The organism is Gelidibacter pelagius (assembly GCF_017581925.1).
Taxonomy (GTDB): Bacteria; Bacteroidota; Bacteroidia; order Flavobacteriales; family Flavobacteriaceae; genus Gelidibacter; species Gelidibacter pelagius.
In genome coordinates this window covers 116,352-139,411 of sequence record NZ_JAGEVG010000006.1, presented here as the reverse complement: position 1 = coordinate 139,411, position 23,060 = coordinate 116,352, and the positions used below count along the sequence as shown (strand labels likewise).

Sequence of the window (23,060 nt, the reverse complement as noted above, 5' to 3'; positions counted from 1 at the left end):
TCCGCGAAGGCGGGAATCTCTTAATTTTTAATCATGGGTGATTTTCGGAAGCTTAAGGCTCCGTCTTTTATTCATAAGACTCCTGCCTGCGCAGGAGTTGGTAATCTGCTAGAACCAACGCAGCCATTGCCTCGACAATAGGAATAGCTCTTGGAACCACGCAAGGATCATGTCTCCCTTTTCCTTGCATTTCTACAATATCACCTTTATTGTCAAGCGTGTTTTGCTTCTGTATAATCGTGGCTACCGGTTTGAATGCCACTCTAAAGTAAATATCCATGCCATTGCTGATACCACCTTGAATACCTCCTGATAAATTGGTTTTGGTACTTCCATCTTCGTTGAACTGATCGTTGTGCTCACTTCCTTTCATTTTGGCTCCGCAAAATCCGCTACCATATTCAAAGCCTTTCACAGCATTGATGGACAACATGGCTTTGCCAAGTTCAGCATGCAATTTATCAAAGACAGGTTCTCCAAGCCCGATAGGTAGATTTTGAATCACGCAAGTGACCGTTCCGCCAATGGTATCCCCTTGTTTTCTAATCTCTCTGATTCTTTCAATCATTTGATTTGCAATAGTTTCGTCTGGACAACGTACAGTATTGCTTTCAATTTTTGAAAAGTCAAGATCTTGATAAGGTTTATCTAAAAAAAGGTCTCCAACTGAAGATGTATAAGCATGAATCTCAACGTCTTTCAGCATTTGTTTTGCAACGGCGCCTGCAACAACTCGGCAAGCGGTTTCTCGTGCAGAACTTCGTCCGCCACCTCGATAATCACGAACACCATACTTTTTGTCGTAAGTGTAATCGGCGTGACTCGGACGGTAAACATCTTTTATATGAGAATAGTCTTTTGATTTCTGGTCGGTGTTTTTGATGATGAAGCCAATTGGAGTGCCTGTAGTTTGACCTTCAAAAATTCCTGATAGGAACTCAACCACATCTGATTCCTTGCGCTGCGTGACAATATCAGATTGACCTGGTTTGCGGCGGTCCATTTCTAACTGAATGGCATCAAAATCCAACTTTATTCCTGATGGACAACCATCAATAACGCCACCAATGGCGACACCGTGAGACTCACCAAAGGTTGTGAGTTTAAACAATTTTCCGAAGGAATTTCCTGCCATAGATATTATTTTGTGCTAATGTAATTGTATTCTGAGAGAAACAAAAATAGAATTTTTAAACGTTTTCTAAATTTTTTATTGTCGAAAGATAACAATTCCTTCATAAAACCAAGTGATTATTCCACGGAACACTTATTCTTAACCCGCATTGATATTCGCCAAAAAACAAATAAGTCAAATTCAATATTTAATGTGCTATAAAATCGCCTTAAAATTTAAGACTATAGGAGTGCACGCCTCAAAATCGTGATGGGGTGCAGCGCTTCTGTTTGCGTGCCATCCATGATTTGGTGTCTACAACTGGTGCCGTTTGCCGAGATCAGTGCCGCCTCAGGAGCTTTTCTTACCGCAGGAAACAAGGTCTGCTCCCCAATTTGCATACTGACTTCATAATGTTCCTTTTCATACCCAAAACTTCCTGCCATTCCGCAACAACCACTAGGGATAATGGTCACTTTATAGTTCTCAGGGAGATTGAGAATTGTAAAGCTGGACAACTGGTTGCGCAAGGCCTTTTGGTGGCAATGTCCATGGAACTTTATCGTTTTAGAGTCGGATGTAAATTGCGATGCCTTGATATGTCCTAAGTTGATTTCTTGCTGAATAAACTCTTCAATCAATAAGCTGTGCTTTGCAATATGTTGGGCGGCTACTTTATCGTCTGCCAATCTTGGATACTCATCCGTGAATGTCAATATTGCCGAAGGTTCAATCCCGATTAATGGTGTTTCTGCAGAAATCAAATCTTTAAAAATTGCCACGTTCTTATTGGCCAATTTTTTAGCTTGCTCCAGAAGCCCTTTGGAGATGAATGAGCGTCCAGATTCTGAATGCCGAACAAACTTTATATTATAATTCAGACGTGTCAAAAGTTCTATGGCATCCTCTCCAATCGGTGTATCCAAATGATTGGTAAACTCATCATTAAAAAAGTAGACTGTTTTAATACTATTACCATCAATATTCTTATTGTCAAATGATTGTATATACTTATCTAAACTCTTTCTTGAGATCAAAGGAAGCGATCTCTCTTTAGCAATTCCGAAAGTATTCTTTATAATTGACGACGTTAAGCTGTTTTTGAAAAAGAAATTTGTCATCCGCGGAAGCGCACTTGAAAACCCATTCAAAGTATTGTTATAGGCGAACAATTTTGTTCTCAATGAGACCCCGTTTGCCTTTTGATATTGGTATTGAAACTCTGCTTTTAAACTTGCAACATCCACACTGCTTGGACATTCGCTCGCACACGCCTTACAACTCAAACAAAGGTCAAAAACATCCTTTAATTCCTTATGGTCAAACTTATTAGCTTTCTCTGAATTTGTCAAAAACTCGCGCAATGCATTTGCTCTGGCACGGGTGGTATCCTTTTCATTACGAGTTGCTCTATAGCTCGGACACATTGTGCCACCAAATTCAGGTAACTTCCTACAATCACCAGAACCATTGCATTTTTCAGCCTCTCTTAAAATACCCAAAGAGGCTGAAAAGTCCGTTATGGTCTCTATTTCGGGTTCAGTTCTATCAGGTTGATAGCGTAGATTCTGATCCATTGGATAGGCATCTACGATTTTTCCGGGATTGAAAATATCCTGAGGATCAAAGACTTTTTTTATGCGCTTCAACAATTGATAATTTTCCTCACCAATCATTAATGGAATAAATTCAGCTCTTACGATACCATCACCGTGTTCTCCACTCATGGAACCTTGATATTTCTTAACCAGATGCGCCACATCCGTTGTGATCTGTCTGAACATGGCAACATCTTCGCTTTTTTTAAGATTGAGGATAGGTCTCAAATGTAGTTCTCCGGCCCCGGCATGCGCATAATAAATGGCTTCCTGATTGTGTCCCTTCATCAATTGTGTAAACTCAGCGATATAGTTGGCCAAATCAGGTAATGCGACGGCCGTATCCTCGATACAAGCTGCCGATTTTCTATCGCCAATAATATTGCCCAACAGCCCCAATCCTGCTTTTCTTAACTCAACGGCTTTTTCGATCACCGCCCCAATAAGAACAGGCCATGCATAACTTAATCCAGAATCCTGAATGGCTTTTACCAGGTGTTCAGCTTGTTTTTCTACGTCTTCAAAAGAATCCGCCCGAACCTCACACATTAAAATGGCTTTGGGATCGTCAACAATAAATGCCCTGTTTTCAGCCTGGGTCTTATTTTGCTTTGTACAATCCAAGATGGTTTTATCCATCATTTCACATGTAAATAGATTGTGCTGCATGGTCAGTTCGACACTCTGCAAGCAATTTTCTATACTGTCAAAATGTGCTGCAACCATTATACTTTCTTTTGGTGGCAACGGATCCAATTGGAGCATTATTTCGGTGGTAAATGCAAGCGTTCCTTCACTTCCCGATAATAACTTGCACATATTAAAGGCTTGGGATGTCTCAGAAAAAACTTCATTTTTCAGAAGTTCATCAATGGCATAGCCTGTATTCCTTCTATGAATTTCGGGTTTTGGAAAATTATCGGTAATTCGTTTCTGGACAGCCTCTGAATGAAGTTCCTTATATATGGTCTGGTAAATATTACCTTCTAAGCTGCTTAATTTTGCTTTCTTAAAGAATTCAGCTTTGCTTGTATTCTCGAAGACCGCTTCACTCCCATCGCTCAACAAGGTTTTCATCTTCAAAACCTTATCTCTGGTAACACCGTATTGAATTGAGGTGGTTCCCGAGGAGTTGTTCCCAACCATACCTCCAATCATACAGCGGTTGGAAGTGGACGTATTCGGGCCAAAAAAAAGACCAAAAGGTTTTAAGAAGTTGTTGAGTTCATCTCTTACAACACCTGGTTGAACTGTGACAGTTCTCGCATTTTCATCAAGGTCAATAATTTTAGTGAAATGCTTGGAAACATCGACTACAATTCCCTCACCAACACATTGACCTGCCAAAGATGTCCCTGCCGTACGAGGGATTAGAGATGTTGAATGGGAATTTGCAAAATTAATGAGCAATTTTAAATCCTCAAGAGTTTTGGGATATGCTACACCCAATGGTAATTTTCTATATACCGAAGCATCTGTCGCATACAGAGCTCTCATTAAATCGTCAGTAAATAACTGCCCTTCCAACTGCTGTTTGAGCTCTTTTAACACTTTGCTTGACTCTATTACCATTGACTTTTCTAAATCTTAAAATTTTGTCATAAATTTAGGGGTATTTAGCCAATTTTAACACAAAGTTGGCGTTATAATTTCTCTCGAATATCAATCCAAGATGTATTTTTGTTAAAACTTTAAAACTTTAATTATGAAAAAAATATTTTTAATCGCTATTGCCTTTGTTGGGGGCACTATGTTTATGAATGCGCAGGATATTGCTGACAACGCCATTGGTTTACGTATTGGCGACAGTGATGGTTTTGGAGCGGAAGTCTCTTACCAACGCGCTCTTGGCTCTAACAATCGTTTAGAATTGGATTTGGGACTAAGAAATGGAAGTAACTACGATGGATTTAAACTTGCTGGTATTTACCAATGGGTTTGGAACATTGATGGTGGCTTTAATTGGTATGCAGGCCCTGGTGCAGGTCTTGCAAGTTATGGTTATAAATACAAGGATGAGGGTAGACACTACAAAGACAATCAGACCTTTGTGTTTATTGCTGGTGATATAGGAATAGAATACGTTTTTGATATCCCTTTAATGCTGTCATTAGATTTCAGACCAGAAATTGCTTTTGGAAATGATTATAATGACGATTTGGATTTCGATATTGCCTTAGGTATCAGATATAGATTTTAGAAATTAATTTCTCTAAGAGAAATAAAAATAAAACCATCATTATTTATATAGTGATGGTTTTTTTATGTGTTTTTTATATGCATTTGACGGTATTCCGTTGGGGTTATCTGATATTCTTCCTTAAATATTTTTGAAAAATAGCTTCTACTCGTCAAGCCGACTTTATAAACGATTTCTGAGATGTTGAAATTTGTACTTCTTAATAATTGAGACGCAAGATTCAATCGTACGTCATTAATATAATTATTGATTGTGGAGTTATAAAGGATTTTAAAACCTTCTTGAAGTTTAGTTTCCGTAAGGCCCACTTCTTTACAAATATCATTGATGGTATTCGTTTTCTCAATATTTTGATGGATGAACTGAACAGCTTCTCTTACCCTAGAGACCTCATATTGCCTTAAAACATGCCTGTTTTCTTCATTATTCAGATCGTCTTGGTATTGTGCAATTTGGTTTCCCAGCAATTGATACCCGCAACTAATCATAAAAATGGTCCTTAAAAAGTAATTGTCATTGAAATTTTTTATCTGTTCAAATACTTCAGCAAGGGCTAAACTATAATATCCTTCATGGTAAAAACTGTTTTTAGCCAAAACATCACCAAAAATATCATTGAGATCAGATTTAATAAGTTCAGAGGAGCATTCATCATAGAGCATAAAGCGTTCTCGATCCATTTCCAAGCTATAAAGATTGACTTCTTGATTTTTCTTTAGGCTGATGACGTGACCGTTATAGTCTTGACTTGCCACAATAGCCTGTTGATATTCTTGCAGATCATGAAGCTTATCTTCATTGGAAAATCGATGTACAAAGCTGCCTTTTGTACAGTATAAAAATTTTAAGGGGTGTGTAAAGTCTTTTACAAATTGAATTTCGACATCCATTTTAAATTTACAATGGTATTCGATAATGCCAAGTCCAGACTCAAGCATCATTGCCTTGATATAGCCTTCACCTATATTCTCTGAGAGTTCAACAAGATATTCACGGCAATTAAGCTGAAAAGGCAATTGAAATGCTGCCGCCAAATCCTTTATGACCAAATCTACTGGCAAAGAGTTGACTTTTATGGTTATCATGCAATTCGAAGTTTAGACACCCAACATTAGGTTGTAGGCAGAATATTTAAAGATAAAGCTTATTTTACAAGCTCACAATTTTTTAAAGTCTTAACATAAATAGCTTCGTACTGAGGTACCACATTTTCAATTGCAAATTTAGCAGATTCTCTTGTGGCATTCAGTTTAAAGGTTTCAAGCCTTTTTTTATCGCTCAAAATATAAATAGCATTTTTTGACATGTCTTCCACATCGTTGACATTGCTCAGAAAGCCGGTAATTCCTTGGATATTTACTTCAGGAATCCCTCCTGTATTGCTCGAAATAACCGGAACCCCTGAAGCCATTGCTTCTAAGGCTGCCAAACCAAAACTTTCGGTTTGTGATGGTAGTAAAAATAAATCGCTAAAGCACAGAATTCTATCAATTTCATGACTATTGCCAAAAAAGACCACTTTATCTAAAATGTCAAGTTTTTTACATAACCTTTCGGCTTCAGCTTTTTCTGGACCTTCACCTACCATCATCAATTTTGCGGGTATTTCCTTCTGTATGTTATAAAATATCTTAATGACATCCGGAATCTGTTTTACCTTACGGAAATTACTGATATGGGTAATGATCATTTCATCCTCCTTTGCCATGACATCCCTCTGACAGTCTGTAAACTCTGATTTATGACGACTGAAGTCGATAAAATTAGGAACAACATCTATCTCATTTTTAATATCAAACAAGCGCAAGGTATCGTCTTTTAAACTTTGAGATACAGAAGTCACGGCATCTGAATTGTTAATGCTAAACGTAACGGCTGGTTTATAAAAAGGATGACTTCCCACAAGCGTAATATCCGTACCGTGAAGCGTAGTTACTATGGGAATGTAAATGCCCTCTTCCTGTAACATTTTTTTTGCCATGTAGGCGGCGTAAGCATGCGGTATAGCATAATGTACATGAAGAATCTCTATGCCGTATAACTTAACCATATCTACCAATTTGCTTGACAATGCAAGCTCGTAAGGCTGATATAAAAACAAGGGATATTCTGGTACATTGACCTCATGGTAATGTACATTGTTGCCCAATAAATCCAATCTCACTGGTTGACTATAGGTGATAAAATGAATTTCATGACCACGTTTGGACAATGCCAAACCCAATTCTGTTGCGACAACCCCACTACCACCAAAGGTCGGGTAACATACGATTCCTATTTTCATGTTTTGTTCTTTTTAGTTTAATCTAAAGTTTTACAAGTACTTGAAGTGACTAAAGTTGTCAGGTCGTCAGATAATTGTCAAACTAAATATTCAAAATTCTTCCGCCCAACTTCAAGTATTTAAGGCACTTAAAACTTATAGCCCCATTACTACACCTACTCAATAATTGCTTCGTAAATCAAGCGTTGAATCTCCGTTCTAATACCTTCTTTTAATAATATATTATTGTTGGCATTGGGATATGTACGGTTTGATAAAAACACATATACGATTTCCTGATCCGGGTCGGCCCAAGCATAAGTTCCAGTAAAACCAGAATGTCCAAAACTCGACAAGGACACACAGCCACAAGTCGGCCCCTTTGTTCCCAACTGCGGTTTATCAAAGCCAATACCTCTTCTCACGCCACTACCACAGTAGTAGCAGTAATTAAATTTATCAATAGTTTCTGGTTTTAAATAGCGCTTCCCACCATAATAGCCTTTTTGAAGATACATTTGCATAATTTTAGCCACGTCGTTACTATTACTGAAAATACCAGCGTGCCCACCAACACCATTTTGCATTGCAGCCCCCATATCATGAACATAGCCCTGAACGGTCTGATGTCTGTAATAATCATCTATTTCTGTTGGCACCAACTGCGAATTGCTGAAAATGGCTGCTGGATTGTACGTGGTGTGATTTGCTCCCAGCGATTGGTAAAAATGTTCCTGAACCAATTCATCCAAGCCTTTATCGTAGTATTTCTCAATATATTTTTTCAAGATGAAATACGGAAAATCACTGTATCTATAGTTTAAACTTGATAACAAGTCGCTGTCCTTAATTATTTTCTGGATGGTATCTGGATAATCATGTCTTAAATAAAGTTCATCAGCTACTTTCACACTGAACATAGGGCTCGAAACTCTTCTATAGTATTTTGGATCTGGTTTTTTGGCTGCGTCCAAAGTTGCAGTATAAAACGGAATCCAAGGTTTTAAACGGGCATAATGTGATAACATTTGCTTCAATGTGACATTCTTCTTGTTTGAATCTTTAAATTCTGGTAAAATCTGGGACAGCTTTGTTTCAGTAGAAACAATACCTTTTTCTTCGAGTTCCATTAAGAGCGGCAATGTTGCCAAAATCTTTGTGAGTGAGGCCACATCGTACATATCGTCCAAATCCACCTTTTCCTTACCGTCGTAAGTGTGCTTGCCAAACGCTTTATTGTAAACAACTTTTCCTTTGCGAGCCACTAAAATCTGTAATCCTGGAGCTGCCTTATGATCAATGGTAATTTTAGCCATCGAATCCAGTTTTTTTAATTTCTCAGAACTCATCCCAACAGACTCAGGTAGGCCGTAACTCAAAGATTGTATAGCGTTATAGATAAATCCGTCGCCAACCTTAAAATGCTCTCCGGTAGAAACAGGCAAGGTTCCTTTTGCTGGAATTGCACCAAAAATAAGCTGTGCAGATTTGCGCATGGAAATCTCACTATTTTGATAACTCACAACAATGCCTTCAATGTTTTCTATAGAATGTAAATCGATAAGTGCATAAGGTCGTGCAAAAACATCCAAAATAACGGTGTTGGTCCGTGCCATTTCATAAAGCCAAACCATCTCCTTATCAGAAAACTGATAGGGTTTCCATGGATTGACGTTTGATTTGTGAAATCCGACGATAACTGTATTGTAGTTTTGAAGTTTGGTTATCAACTCATCCAACTTGGTTGCCTTTATTTGATGTACTTTGGTATATTTTCTCAATTCATTAAGATAAGCCGAATTATCAAGAGCATCCCCCATTTCGACATAGGCTATTTTTTTGGTTTCGAGATGTCTTAGAGGCAGGATTTCCTTTTGATTTCGGACTACCGTTATGGCATTTTCCATAACTCTTTCGTAGAGCAGATCATCCTTCAAACGATTAAGATCCTCTACAAGATGCGTTGTACCTATCGGGCTAAAATTATTAAGACCAACTTTATACTTCGCCATTAAAATCTTTTTAACGGAGTGCGCCAGGCGTTCTTCAGTAATCTGTTTGGCTTCATAAGCAGCCACAATTTTATCAATGGCAACGGGTACGTTTTCAGAAATTAAAAGTACATCATTTCCAGCCAAAAATGCGGCAAGATCAATATCTCCAGGTCTACTAAAGTTGGAAACACCTTTCATTTCTAAGGCATCTGTGAAAATCAAGCCTTCAAATTGTAAGCGCTCCTTTAAAATATCCGTAATAATATGTTTTGACAAAGACGATGGTGTACCTTCTTTTGGTTCGAGACTTGGTACATTCAAATGCGCCACCATAACACTTGACAAACCCTCCTGGATTAGTTTTTTATAGGGATACAACTCTATAGAATCAATACGTCTTGCGTTGAAGTTTATGGTAGGCAATGTTTTATGGCTATCCGTGTCTGTGTCTCCATGTCCGGGGAAGTGTTTCGCATTTGCCAAAACCCCTGCATCCTGCATTCCTTTCATAAACGCTAAACCTTTGGCCGTCACATTATCTCTATCCTCACCAAAAGAGCGGTTTCCGATGATGGGGTTTTTAGGATTGGTATTGATATCAACCGTTGGAGCAAAATTAAAATGGACCCCAATTCGCTTGCTATGCTCTCCAATTTGCCGGCCTACTTGTTCCACTAGTTTATTGTCAGTGATGGCACCAAGGGTCATATTGTATGGAAATGCATAGGTCGAATCCAAGCGCATGCTCAAACCCCATTCTGCGTCCATACCAATCAATAAAGGAACATTTGAAATAGCTTGGTAGGTATTATTTAATTTGGCTTGATTAACTGGACCGCCGGTAGAATAAATAATGCCACCGATTTGTTGCGTATTTATTAATCTGGCCACTTGAGCTTCATTAGATTTATTGTTATTTGATACCGCTCTCGCCATGAACAATTGCCCCACACGCTGGCGCGTATCCAAACTGTTATAAACACTATCTACCCATTTTTGCTGAGCTATCTGGTCTTTTGCCAACAAAGGATTTACTGGCATTTGTGCTAAACTATTGAGTGATATAAAAAAGATTATAACGAGGGAAACTACTAAGCGCATATAAATTCGGGTCTTTTAAAAAGTCTAATTACCAATATAAAATAGTGCAGCAAAATACCACTTTTACGTTGAAGGCTATAATACTTTAAGATAGTTTTATAAAGAAGCTGATTAATAAATGTTATGGGCACGAAGGATTTATTTTATAAATCGACTGTGCCAACTATCACTTGCAGGAACTTCCCAGTTTTCATTGAATTCTGCGATATTATTGACCAAATTATTGAAAACAATGGTGTTTTTTGAAACCGCCTTTTCTTTGGCCATTTTTTTGAAATCCAATAATGTCTTGTAGGCAATGAAATCCCCCTGCTTATAGGACACGTTCATCTTGTCCAAAAGATCAACATTATAATCCTTTTCCAATTGCTGGATAAAATGAACAGAGGCATCAATACTGCAACCTGTTGCAGTGCTTAAGCTTTGATTTATTGCGATAACTATAAAACGTCTATATTTAATGATATAGCCAGATTGCAAATCGGCGCCATGGGCCGTCCAATTGGATATAAAAGTATCCAATTTGGATTCTATTTCTGAAATTTCATCATCCGTAAATGAGCGATTGGCTTGATAAATCCACACTCTTGAATCTTCTGGTAGGGTATTAAAATCAACTAACATAATTCTATTTTTTTCTAAGCACAAAAGTACACAATTACATCCAATCTTTATCTTAGGATTCAACCTTAAATAGCAGATAATCTACGATTGATTTTGCGTTTTCTTCAGTGACACAAAGAATTTTAACTTTATCGGATGCGGTGGCAATGTGGATTGTTGCGATCTTCTTTCGCTTTTGAAAAATGCTCTGTTTTAATTGCACTGATTGAATTTTTTGCAATTCGCTGATATTTCGCACACGATCAATAAATCCGCTAGTAATGGTAAGGTATTTATCGGTAATTTGATAGCTCGCCTTTTTATAAGTGAAGTGGACAAATAGAGCTATCCAAGGTATCATGATGATATTGACCATCCAAAAGGAATTTCCGAAGATAAAAAAAGCAGGAATATTAATAAATGCACCAATACTAATGGAACGAAATGTCAACATTCGTTTATAATAGACTTCCGGCTTATGATATTGGCCTGATCCATTATACAGGATGAAAACTTTCTCGATCAAATGCGCAACCTGATGTTTCTCTAAAGCGACAATCTTGAAGTTCTTTTGCTGTTTTTTATTGACCATAGCCTGTTTGATGGACAGGGTGTGTAAGCCTAAGGACTGCTTTAGCCGATTGGTTTTAATGATGATGTTTTGAATCTTTTCTGGCACCAAAATCAAGGAGAGCTTATTGAACAGTCCTTTGTTGATCTCAATAGTGTCTTCATTTTCAATGACTTCTAAGTTGAAATTAGAAACAAAAGTATGGATAACGGAAAACAACATGGAGCCCAATACCGCGAGAACTACAACAAACATATTGGCCAATACGACATTGATAATAGTACCTGATTCAATATTGACCGACGCTTGCACGTGATCTGAAATGCCGAGGTCTTCCAAATAATTCTTAAACTCATTATACAATCCAAACACAAAAGAAACGATGACCAAAAAACTTTTGATATGGTTTTGGGAGATGCCTTCTAAAAATAATCGCCACATCGAAATTTTAAAGAACACACTGCTCTGGGAGGTTTCATCAACCAAATCAATGTCTGTAACTTGTCTTTTAATGAACAATTGCTTTTTAAGTTCAAGAGCAGATGAGCGACTTAAAGCATTAATTTCAATTTCGGCCTTATCATCGCCAGCGGTTTCTATGGTAAGCGAAACGACATTAATAAGCTGTTGGATGAAATTTTGTTTGATATAAACATTTTGGATCTTGGACTTGGGAATGATGGCCGTGTCCTTATTGATAATACCAGATGATAAATAAAACTGGTCTTTATCCAAGTGAAATTTGAAATTCAGATATTTGAGAATGGCCAATACAAGAATCAATAAAAAAACACCTATAATTATGAGCGTCAGGCTTGTAGTAGTTAAAAAGTAAAATGATTCATCTTTGGAGACTGACAAACCTAAGGCCAAAAAAATAACAAAGTAACGCCTAATGAATTTGAAGGTATTGAGCGCAAAAATGACAAGAATACCTTTGGAAGACTGCCGTGAAGGTTGAGAAAAATCAATCCGTTCCATTCACCCTGTTACTTAAAAAATCATTGATTTGTTTGGCCTCACTGTAATTTAACCCCGCAATCCTCAAATCAATTCCCGATTCACCCGCGGTGAAAATCTTTAAAGTCGCCAGGTTAAATCTTCTCGCTATCCAGCTCCTGGAAATTTCCAAATGCTGAATCCGTGAAATCGGAACCACTGATACTGAATTGACCAACAGGCCTTTTGAATAGATAACATCATATTCTCTAATAGCAAACTTCCGTTTTTTGAAGGCCAATATTGAGCCCACAAGATTAAGAATGCAGAATAGCACAACGGTCGAAAACAAATACACGAATATCAAATGAAAATTTGAATGCATAACCTTGAATTTGGCAAAGATCAATGCAGACAAAATAAGACCATAAAAAAGCAGTCTGTTTAAAATAATAATTTTGAGATACTGTTTTGAAATAGGTTTTAAGGCTACATCATCAATAGCAGGCAAAGTTTCCAGATTAATTTGCTTATTGGTGAACATAGTAGTCTAAGTATTTGTTATAAAACTGTCTTCATTTAAATCTTGTTTTTCAAGATTTCTATAAGTCAAAAAAAAGCCAATAAGCAATGGCTTAGTAAATAAGAATGCTTCAACCTTCTGCTAATATTGCAAGATCATCGGTGATTTTATTCGATTAAATCGATATGCTTATCGTGATATCCCAATAAATACAAAACACCGTCCAATCCCATACTCGATATAGAACTTTGCACATTGTTCTTAACTTTTGGCTTGGCATGGAATGCTATTCCCAGTCCGGCAAGATTGAGCATCGGCAGATCATTTGCGCCATCACCAACTGCTATCGTCTGACCAATATCAATGCCTTCTCTCATTGCAATTTCCTTAAGGTATTCCGCTTTTTTATTGCCATCAACAATCTCTCCAATATAGTTTCCTGTTAGCTTACCATCTTTTATCTCTAATTGATTGGCGTAGACATAGTCGATACCTAATTCGTTTTGTAAATAGTGTCCAAAATAAGTGAATCCACCAGACAGAATAGCGGTTTTAAATCCATATTTTTTCAACGTATCAATCAGTCTTCTCGCACCTTGGGTTATTGGCAAATTAACTGCGACATCATGTAGCACATCTTCGCTTAAACCTTTGAGCAGTTTCATCCTACTTTTAAAGCTTTCATTAAAATCAATGTCGCCGTTCATAGCAGATTCTGTTATTGCTTTTACTTGGTCTCCAACACCTGCCAATTCAGCTAACTTATCAATGACTTCAGCTTGAATTAAGGTTGAATCCATATCAAAACATACCAAACGTCTGTTGCGTCTGTATATATTATCTTCCTGAAAAGCAATGTCTACATCTAAATCGTGAGAGATTTGCATAAATTTTTCGGTAAACTCAGCCTTATTATCAATTTTGCCTCTGATCGATAATTGTATTGAAGCTCTTGGGTAGTCATCCTGTTTAATTAAAGAAATACGACCCGTCAACCGTTTTATGGCATCAATATTTAAGTTCTTTTCTGAAATGACTTCAGTGACCGTAGAGATCTGTTCCGCAGTCAGCTTTTCACCTAAAATGGTAATGATATAGCGATCCTTACCTTGATTGCTCACCCACTTTTCGTAGTTTTCAGATGTAATAGGTGTGAATTTAGCTTTGACACCAAGCTCATAAGCTTTGAATAACAAATCTTTTAAAACCGCAGCTGATTTGTCGCCAGATTCAATTTCAAACAAAAAACCCAACGATAAGGTGTCGTGAATATTTGCTTGTCCAATATCTAATACTTTAGCGCCATATTGTGCTAAAACGTTGGTCAAACCGGAAGTCAATCCAGGTTTGTCTTGTCCTGAAATGTTTAATAGAAATATCTCTGTGGCCATTATAAATCCTGAGCATTTGCTATTAATTCCGCGATATCCATCACGGCAATCTCAGATTCTTTGTTTGTTGATTTTACGCCATCAGTCATCATGGTATTGCAAAATGGGCAACCTGCCGCTATAATGTCCGGCTTCACCTCGATGGCTTCCTCTGTACGTTTAACGTTTATTTCCTTATTCCCTGGTTCCGCCTCTTTAAACATCTGAGCTCCACCAGCACCACAACAGAGTCCGCGGGATTTACAACTTTTCATTTCCACCAATTCAGCATCCAATTTTCTGATCAAGTCTCTTGGTGCTTCGTAAATATCATTGCCACGACCTAAATAACAAGGGTCATGAAAGGTGATGCGCTTGCCTTTAAATTGTCCACCCTCAACGGTCAGACGTCCTTCATCCAAAAGCGATTTAAGAAATTGTGTATGGTGCATGACTTGATAATTACCTCCAAGTCCTGGGTATTCATTTTTTATGGTATTGAAACAATGTGGACAGGCTGTAACAATTTTCTTGATCTCATAGGCATTCAACACCTCTATATTAGTGACCGCCTGCATCTGAAAAAGAAATTCATTACCGGCACGTTTTGCAGGATCACCAGTACAGCTTTCTTCAGTTCCTAAAACTGCAAAATCTACCTTGGATTTATGAAGCAATTTCACAAAAGCTTTGGTAACTTTTTTTGCTCTATCGTCAAAGCTTCCCATGCAGCCTACCCAAAAGAGTACTTCTGGTTGTTTACCTTGGGCCATGAATTCTGCCATAGTTGGCACTACAATTTGTTCGCTCATTTTTTATGAGTTTATATGTTTTTATACTTATTTTACTTAAAATACTTAGACAGCATCTTTTATAGGTTCTCAATAAGCCTTATGTCAGAAACTATGTGTTATGACATTTGTGATTTCGCCTCAATTAGATTTATTCGTTTTTCCAATTCAATCTGTCCATTTGATTGTATGGCCAAGGAGCGCCATTATTTTCAATATTGGTCATCATATTATTGAGTTCCATTGGTGCTGCTGATTGCTCCATGACCAAATAGTTTCGCATTTCCACAATAATTGACATTGGATCGATACTCACTGGACAGGCCTCAACACAGGCATTACAGGTGGTACATGCCCACAATTCTTCACGTGTGATATAGTCATCCAGCAATTGCTTGCCATCATCCTTAAACACACCGTTATTGGCATCTATATTTTTTCCTACTTCCTCTAAACGGTCACGCGTATCCATCATAATCTTACGCGGAGACAATTTTTTGCCTGTTATATTAGCTGGACATTCACTTGTACAACGTCCGCATTCAGTACATGTATAGGCGTTGAGCAATTGCACCCAACTTAAATCTTGAACATCGCTAGCTCCAAACTTTGCAGGAGTCTCGTCCCCTGCTCCTTCCGGTTGCGCTGCAAATGGATCAACGTTTGGATCCATCATCATTTTTACTTCTTTGGTAACGACGTCATTGTTCTTAAACTGACCTTTCGGTGCGATTTTTCCGAAATAAGTATTTGGAAATGCCAAAAGAATATGCAAATGCTTGGAGAAATAGAGATAATTCAAAAAGGCAAGAATACCTAAAATGTGCAACCACCAAGCGCTACGCTCAATAATATGGATTGTACCTTCTGAAAGACCGCTAAACAGTGGTGTCAAAAACTGACTGATGACATTTCCATTTTCCATGGCTTGGAACTTCAAGTCAGTGGCATTCATGATTAGGAATAATGCCATTAGCACCATTTCAATATAGAGGATATAATTGGCGTCATTTTTCGGCCAACTGGTCATTTCATTCGCCCAAAACCGTTTGATTTTAATAATGTTTCTCCTAATCCAAAAGATGATGACAGACACAAAGACCAAAACAGCCAATATTTCAAACACTCCAATAAGAACACCATACAAAGGTCCTATGGATGAAAAAATACGATGTGTGCCCGCAAGACCATCGATTATAATCTCTAAAACCTCAATGTTTATAATAATGAAACCTACATAGACAATAATGTGCAAAAACCCGGAAACTGGTCTTTTGACCATTTTACTTTGTCCTAATGCAATCATTGCCATGTTTTTCCAACGTTGGGAAGTATGGTCACTCACATCAACATCACGGCCCAATTTAATATTGCGGATCAGCTTTCTTACATTATTTGCAAAGAAACCAATGCCAACAATTAGCGCTATGGCAAATAGAATATTTGGAATGTAACTCATTATATGGAGGTTAGTTGTTTTCTAATTCTACGCGTATTTCGTCTGGTTGTGTTTTTAGGTCTTCAATGATATTGCCTTCAGCATCAAATCGGTCTGGTCTCTTTCCGAAAACAGAAAAATGGACATAGCGTTTTGGATTCAATTTAAAGTCCTGTAGCAATTGTTCCAACTGTAGAGATGCTCCTTCGAGATTTGTATATAATTTATCGTCATTAAGCAGTTTGCCCATCGTGCCCTTACCATCCTTGACACTTGCCAACAAATTATTGACCTCCTGAAGCGTTTGATCGAGTTCCGCAAAAGTTTTGGATATTTCAACCTGTTTAAATTCTGTAGTGATCTCCGCAAGATTTCCTGATAAAGTATCAAAATTACCAATTGCAGAAGTTAATGCTTCATCGTTTTTAGCCACTAACGCGGTCATGGCATTTGACATGGATCTAAAAGAAACAATGGTTTGGTTTAATTCGGCAATTGCAGCTTTTATACCATCCTCATCGTCATTAATGATCAAGCGGTTAAAATTGTTCATTAGTGAATCGGCAGCCTTTAGGGTCACACCCAAGTTGCTACTGATTCCCGAAAAGTTTTTGGTCAAACTTGTGATAAGGCCTTCCTCAACCTCGGATTCCAAGAAATCCCCACTTTTAGCAAGTTCAGGTCCAGGCATAGGTATAATGGCCAAGGCATTGCCTCCCATTAACCCTGTTTCATACATACGGATCTTACTATTTGTAGAAAACTTGACATCTTCCGTCACAACAAGAGTAACAATAGTTTTACCTGTTTTGTCATCATAAGTGATCGACTCAATTTTCCCTATTTGATTCCCTTTAATAGTCACCAAAGATGAAGAACTTAGCGCATTATAATCGAATTGTGTTTGGTATCGATTGTGTTTTTGTAGGATATTGATACCTTTTAAATAATTAAATGTAAATACCATTAGGAGTATTCCTGATATTACAAGTATTGCGGTTTTAACTTCTCTTGATATTTTCAAAGTTTTTAAGATTTAGTTGCTCACAAAATTAGGAATAAAAATATTAAGAATCTTTTTAATTAGCGGGAGAATTGATAACTGAAGATAAGTCTACACGTTTTCCATTTTGGTAAGCAACAATAAAGGAGGTGGGATAGCCTTTTGACTTTGCAACTACTGCCATTTTTTGAATTTCATTATAATCAGAGGTGTCACCATAGAAATACTTAAAGAGTTTGCCTTCCTTTTCTCTGGAAATATCCTTTAGACCTTTAAAATTAAAAGATTTAGGTTCAATTTTATTTGAACTCGCTGCCAATTGCACTTTAAATATAGTATTGGGATAAACACGTTTAGTGGTATTTTTAGAGTCGACCTCGTCATCTACAGCTTCTGTGATAGTCTCTATATTGGCCACATCTTTATAAAGATTTTGACCCACATTTCTATCCAAAATCATTTTGTAGTCCATAAGCCCTTTATAAATGGACAAAGCAACTTCATTTTGACCTTTCGTAGAATTGAGATAGGCACCCTCCGGCTTATAGGTCAAGAACCCCGTTTCAACCAAAACACTTGGCATATATGTATTGTGCAACACCCAAAAGCCAGCTTGCTTAACACCTCTATCATTTCGTTTTAAGGTTTTGGTAAAGTTATCTTGAACCAATCGGGCCAATTGTGTACTTTGGTCAAGATACTCCTCCTGCATCAAAGTCAAACCTATAAAGGATTCTGGCGAATTGGGATCAAATCCGTCATAATGGGATTCATAGTTTTCCTCTAAGAAAATAACCTCATTCTCCTTTTTGGCAATTTCAAAGTTACGTTGGTTTTCATGTAAGCCCAAAACGAAGGTTTCCGTACCATGGGCACTTGAATGATGTGAATTGCAATGCACTGACACAAACAAATCAGCATCAGCATCATTTGCAATTTTCGCCCGATCTCGTAGAGGCACAAAAACATCCGTTTTACGAGTGTAAATCACTTTTATATTAGGGTGTTTCTCTAAAGATTTGCCAACCGTCAAAACGATGTTGAGAGCTATTTCTTTCTCTTTATAGCCATTTCCCACGTTCCCGGGATCATTGCCACCATGGCCAGCGTCTAAGACCACCACAAATTGACCTTTGTTTTTCTGAAAGGCTTGGGCAGGTGCTAAAAAACTAGCAAATAAAATTATGTTTAATACGAAGATGTAATATAATTGCGTTCTCATAAAGGTATAAACGTATAAAAAACTTGGTTTATTTTAATTTTTAAATTTTGGTTGAATAGTAATTAATCACAAAAAAATATATGTAATTTTGACTTTTCAAAAACCGAGCCATACTTTTACAAAAATACACTTAAAAGCATTGCGTACAAAAAGCTTTCATATACTTTTTTCCCTGAGTTTTACAGTGTTTATTAACACTTTGGGGTTGGCTCAAGACCTTCCAAAAAACCAAACCCCCATCTTGCCAAAAACAGAAAATGACAGTATGAGGGTGTCCATCAATATTGACTCTCTGATGACTCCGACGGCAACGCTCAAAGAAACCGATAGCATTCAACAGGACACAATTCCAAAAAAGAAAGATTTCTTAGAGGCTGTGGTCAATTATAAGGCAAAGGATTACGTGACTCTTAATCAACGTTTAAAGCAGACCACCTTATATAACGAAGCGGAAGTGTACTATCAGGACATGGAAATAAAGGCAGGGGTCATTGTTATCGATCACAATAAAAATCTGGTTTATGCGGGACGTTTAAAGGATTCTGCAGGTGTGTACTCTCAAGCTCCTACGTTTAAACAAGGCGCCAATCTTGTAGAACCGGATTCAATTATCTTCAATACCGAAACCAAAAAAGCTCTTATTTTTAATTCGAGAACAGAACAAAGTGGCGGTTATATTATTGCGGATGTAACCAAGAAAGAAAATGATTCGGTTTATTTCATTAATCGTGGAAAATTCACAACTTCAGAGGACCAAGATGATCCTGAATTCTATTTTTTAATGCGAAAAGCCAAAATTGTGCCCAACAAAAAAGTGGTCACCGGCTTGACCAATATGTATATTTACAATGTACCCACCCCCATCGGTTTGCCTTTTGCCTTTTTTCCGTTGACAAAAAAGCAAACTTCAGGAATTCTTTTTCCTACTTTCGGTCAAGATAGCAGACGAGGTTATAACCTCCAAAATGGAGGCTATTATTTTGCGATAAGTGACTATGTGGATTTGGCGTTGTACGGCGATTATTATACCAATGGAAGCTATGGCTTCAGAACAGAAACCAACTACGCCGTGCGGTATAAATTTAGAGGAAATCTTGGTATTAGGTATGAAAGCTTAATCAATAGTGAACGTGGCTTCCCAGATTATTCAAAATCTTCCATCTATAATATTAGGTGGTCACACTCTCAGGATGCAAAAGCGAATCCGAGTTCTCGTTTTTCGGCCTCTGTCAACTTAGGAAGTAGTAAGTATTATCAAGAGTCTGTCAACCAAATGAATGCCTCTAACTTTCTAAATAACACCTTATCATCATCCGTCTCTTATTCTAAATCCTTTACTGGTGAGCCACAAGTCAATGTCAGCCTGACGGCCACGCACTCACAAAATACAAGGACTCAGCAGATTGATATGACTTTACCTACTTTTCAGGGAAGTGTGAGTAGAATCTTCCCTTTTGCACCAAAAGTTGGCACTAAAAAAGGAATTATTGACAATATCAATTTTCAATATAATGTCAATGCACAGAACAGGATAAGAACTACAGATTCACTTTTTTTTAAAGCAGAAATGTTTGAGGACGCTCGAGTTGGCGTGCAACAAAGTATTCCCATTTCCACGAACTTCAAAGTTTTTAATCATTTTAGTGTCAGTGCAAGTACAAATTTTCAGGAAAATTGGACCCTCAACACTATTAGAAAATTCTATGATCCCGACGAAAATAAAGTCTTAAAAGAAGATTTGACAGGCTTTGACAGTTATAGAACCTATAATTTCAGCACCAGTATTGGAACCACAATTTATGGGATGTTCAATTTAGAAAAGCCAGGAAAGGACACCAAAATCAAAGCTATCAGGCACATCATGAGACCTTCTATAAGCTACAATATCAATCCTGCCTTTGATGAGTATTATGATTCCTTTGATTATATTACGGCCAATGGCGATCTGACTCGTGCAGAATACAGTAGGTTTGAAGAGTCTCTTTATGGTGCACCAAACAAAAATTTTTCAAGTGCAATGGGCTTTTCATTAGGTAATAATTTTGAAGCCAAAGTAAGAGATAGAGACTCCACCAAAACAGAGCCTAAAAAAATCATCTTATTGAATAATCTTAACTTGTCTTCCTCTTATAATTTTGCCGGCGATTCACTGCAATGGAGTCCGTTAAGAGTCTCTGGTGGGACACAATTGTTGGACAATAAAATGAGCGTCAATTTCGGAATGACCTTAGACCCTTACGCGCTTGACAATAATAATCGACGTGTGGATAAATTCAACATCAACAATGGCGGAAGTTTATTTAGGTTGACATCAGCAAGTATGAATTTGAGCTACACCCTAAATAGCGATAGTTTCTCTGGACGAAAAGAGCCTGACCAAAGAGCCATTGATGAATCTGTCCTTAGCGGTGGTCGCGCTGATGATTTATTTGGAAAGTCTCAAAACTTTGCCGATCAGCGTTTAGGCGATGAAGACCGAGACAGAAGTAAAGAAGAAAAATCTGAGTTTTATAATTTCACCATACCATGGAGCTTACGTGTTGCATGGGCTGTCAACTACTCCAATAGCGCACGACAAAATGAGATTTCGTCAAACTCTTTGATGTTTTCTGGAGATATAGATTTGACGCCTCGTTGGACAGTGGGCGTATCTTCAGGTTATGATTTTAAAAACCAAGGTTTCACCTATACCCAACTCAGGTTTGAGCGTGATCTGATGAGCTGGCGGATGAACTTTAGCTGGATTCCGTTTAGCGAGCGTAGTTCATGGAACTTTTTCATCGGAATCAAATCGAGTCTACTAAAGGATATCAAATATGACAAACAGCGTTCGCCTGATAAAAGACTATAAGTGAAACATCCAAAATCCAAATAGCAATAAACCTTCTAAGGAAAAAAAATAAAATACGATTCATTATGAAAACAATCATCAATACGCCAAATGCTCCTGCACCCATAGGACCTTACAATCAAGCTATCTTAACTGGAAACACCTTATATACTTCAGGGCAAATAGCTTTTGACCCAAAGACCAATGACCTTGTTCTTGACTCCATAGTAGCCGAAACCAAGCAAGTGATGGAAAACCTAAAAGCAGTTTTAGCCGCAGCCGATATGACTTTTGAAAACGTAATTAAATCGTCCATCTTTATCAGCGACATGAACAATTTCGGACAGATAAATGAAGTTTATGGAGGTTATTTTAATGAAGCTACGGCCCCAGCAAGAGAAACTGTGGAAGTGGCCAATCTTCCTAAATTTGTGAATGTGGAGATTAGTATGATTGCGGTGAAGTAATATGAGATTCCAATAGGCCATAATATAAAAAAGCAGTGTAGTTGTTTTAAAATTTACACTGCTTTTTAATTTTATTCTCACCCGTGGGATTTAATGCCCTGAAGTTCTTAGTTCTATTTCAAACTTAATTTTGAAACTTTCGTGTATGATAATCCACTAAACCTTCAATAGGTCGGCGAACAAAATTCCCTGCGGTGAAACCCATTTCTTCTGCTATTTCAAGGATCTGATCTTTAGCAAAAAACGCTATAGATCCAGCAAAATGAACCGGAACCGTCTTAACTTCGTCTTTAAATTGGAAAATCATGTTTCTTGCAAAAATTCGCATTCCTTCCTTAATCATTTCTTGAATATAGATTGAATCGATATTCAGAAACATAAATTCTGCAAAATTTGCTAAATAAGCGTTTGGGCTCGGTTGTTTATAGAGATTGTACTTGATATAATCAGCGTCCATATTGTATTTATCCGCAAAGGATACTTTTATGGCTTCTGGCATATGATTAAAGTAATAATCGCGAATTAACTGTTTGCCGAAATAATTGCCTGAAGCGTCATCCATTAAGGTATAGCCCAATGACTGTATTCTCTGGTCCAAATTTGCGCCGTCGTAATAACTGCAGTTTGAACCCGTACCCAGGATACAAACTATTGCTGCCTCATCATCATGACTTAAAGTTGCTCTTACAGCGGCCATGGTGTCTTCTGTAACTTCAACCTCCGCGTTAACAAAAATATCTTCGAGCACTCGTTTAAGAAGCAATCTCGGGTTTTCAGTGCCGCAACCGGCACCATAAAAGAACACATGAGTTACGTCGCGCTTGATTTCCGCCAATTCTTCACTCTTTCTTATAATCTTGTAGAGTTTCTTCTCTTTAAGAATTTCTGGATTCAAACCACCGGTCCTTATTTTTTCCTTTATTTGTTTTCCGCTTTGATCTACTGAAATCCAGTCGGCTTTTGTAGAACCACTATCAACTATTAATATCATGTGTTTATTGAATAAAAAAAATCCGTATAAGTTTAAATCTAT

At 37.5% G+C, this 23,060-nt stretch carries 17 protein-coding genes; 3 read left to right on the top strand and 14 right to left on the bottom strand.

The window, feature by feature from the left end:
- Nucleotides 1-67 precede the first annotated feature (67 nt).
- Together aroC and J4051_RS06825 are read right to left on the bottom strand one after the other, a co-directional pair.
- Entirely contained in the window at nucleotides 68-1,135 is a 1,068-nt protein-coding gene (aroC, locus tag J4051_RS06830) for a chorismate synthase (RefSeq protein WP_208233115.1), read from the bottom strand.
- A gap of 221 nt (nucleotides 1,136-1,356) precedes the next feature.
- Complete coding sequence (locus tag J4051_RS06825) at nucleotides 1,357-4,284, bottom strand: FAD-binding and (Fe-S)-binding domain-containing protein (RefSeq protein ID WP_208233114.1); 2,928 nt, start codon at nucleotides 4,282-4,284, stop codon at nucleotides 1,357-1,359.
- Nucleotides 4,285-4,417: 133 nt separating this feature from the next.
- On the opposite strand from J4051_RS06825, the gene J4051_RS06820 reads away from it, so the two are divergent.
- The gene (locus J4051_RS06820) at nucleotides 4,418-4,912 is read left to right on the top strand and encodes a hypothetical protein (RefSeq protein ID WP_208233113.1); all 495 of its coding nucleotides are present in this window, start codon (nucleotides 4,418-4,420) and stop codon (nucleotides 4,910-4,912) included.
- A gap of 62 nt (nucleotides 4,913-4,974) precedes the next feature.
- Here the strand turns inward: J4051_RS06820 and J4051_RS06815 are convergent, their stop codons facing one another.
- From J4051_RS06815 to J4051_RS06765, 11 genes are all read right to left on the bottom strand, one after another.
- A complete protein-coding gene (locus J4051_RS06815) occupies nucleotides 4,975-5,997 on the bottom strand; it encodes a helix-turn-helix transcriptional regulator (protein ID WP_208233112.1) in 1,023 nt (340 codons plus the stop codon).
- Between the two features lie 59 nt (nucleotides 5,998-6,056).
- Nucleotides 6,057-7,196, bottom strand: coding sequence for an N-acetyl-alpha-D-glucosaminyl L-malate synthase BshA (gene bshA, locus J4051_RS06810; protein WP_208233111.1), 1,140 nt, complete (start codon nucleotides 7,194-7,196; stop codon nucleotides 6,057-6,059).
- 155 nt (nucleotides 7,197-7,351) lie between these two features.
- Nucleotides 7,352-10,270 (bottom strand): glycoside hydrolase family 3 N-terminal domain-containing protein, encoded by a 2,919-nt coding sequence (locus tag J4051_RS06805; RefSeq protein ID WP_208233110.1) that lies wholly within the window; start codon nucleotides 10,268-10,270, stop codon nucleotides 7,352-7,354.
- 138 nt (nucleotides 10,271-10,408) lie between these two features.
- Nucleotides 10,409-10,894 carry an ABC transporter ATPase gene (locus J4051_RS06800; RefSeq protein WP_208233109.1) on the bottom strand — a complete coding sequence of 162 codons (486 nt, stop codon included), beginning with the start codon at nucleotides 10,892-10,894 and terminating at the stop codon, nucleotides 10,409-10,411.
- Between the two features lie 52 nt (nucleotides 10,895-10,946).
- Complete coding sequence (locus tag J4051_RS06795; protein WP_208233108.1) at nucleotides 10,947-12,425, bottom strand: PH domain-containing protein; 1,479 nt, start codon at nucleotides 12,423-12,425, stop codon at nucleotides 10,947-10,949.
- Entirely contained in the window at nucleotides 12,412-12,927 is a 516-nt protein-coding gene (locus J4051_RS06790) for a PH domain-containing protein (RefSeq protein ID WP_208233107.1), read from the bottom strand. The genes J4051_RS06795 and J4051_RS06790 overlap by 14 nt, the downstream gene beginning before the upstream one ends.
- 146 nt (nucleotides 12,928-13,073) lie before the next feature.
- Complete coding sequence (gene serB, locus J4051_RS06785) at nucleotides 13,074-14,297, bottom strand: phosphoserine phosphatase SerB (protein ID WP_208233106.1); 1,224 nt, start codon at nucleotides 14,295-14,297, stop codon at nucleotides 13,074-13,076.
- Nucleotides 14,297-15,088 carry a (Fe-S)-binding protein gene (locus J4051_RS06780; RefSeq protein ID WP_208233105.1) on the bottom strand — a complete coding sequence of 264 codons (792 nt, stop codon included), beginning with the start codon at nucleotides 15,086-15,088 and terminating at the stop codon, nucleotides 14,297-14,299. Before J4051_RS06780 ends, serB begins: the two co-directional genes overlap by 1 nt.
- A 130-nt stretch (nucleotides 15,089-15,218) precedes the next feature.
- A complete protein-coding gene (locus tag J4051_RS06775; RefSeq protein WP_208233104.1) occupies nucleotides 15,219-16,526 on the bottom strand; it encodes a (Fe-S)-binding protein in 1,308 nt (435 codons plus the stop codon).
- 10 nt (nucleotides 16,527-16,536) lie between these two features.
- On the bottom strand, nucleotides 16,537-17,529 hold the full coding sequence (locus tag J4051_RS06770; protein WP_236027285.1) for an MlaD family protein: 993 nt from the start codon (nucleotides 17,527-17,529) through the stop codon (nucleotides 16,537-16,539).
- Nucleotides 17,530-17,584: 55 nt separating this feature from the next.
- Entirely contained in the window at nucleotides 17,585-18,730 is a 1,146-nt protein-coding gene (locus J4051_RS06765) for an N-acetylmuramoyl-L-alanine amidase family protein (RefSeq protein WP_208233103.1), read from the bottom strand.
- Nucleotides 18,731-18,818: 88 nt separating this feature from the next.
- Between J4051_RS06765 and J4051_RS06760 the strand changes: the two genes are divergently transcribed.
- Both J4051_RS06760 and J4051_RS06755 read left to right on the top strand, forming a co-directional pair.
- Nucleotides 18,819-21,581, top strand: coding sequence for a putative LPS assembly protein LptD (locus tag J4051_RS06760; RefSeq protein WP_208233102.1), 2,763 nt, complete (start codon nucleotides 18,819-18,821; stop codon nucleotides 21,579-21,581).
- 65 nt (nucleotides 21,582-21,646) lie between these two features.
- Entirely contained in the window at nucleotides 21,647-22,027 is a 381-nt protein-coding gene (locus J4051_RS06755) for a Rid family detoxifying hydrolase (protein WP_208233101.1), read from the top strand.
- 124 nt (nucleotides 22,028-22,151) lie between these two features.
- On the opposite strand, the gene J4051_RS06750 is transcribed toward J4051_RS06755, so the two are convergent.
- Nucleotides 22,152-23,018: an N-acetylglucosamine kinase gene (locus tag J4051_RS06750; protein WP_208233100.1), complete on the bottom strand. Its 867-nt coding sequence runs from the start codon at nucleotides 23,016-23,018 to the stop codon at nucleotides 22,152-22,154.
- Nucleotides 23,019-23,060: the final 42 nt, after the last annotated feature.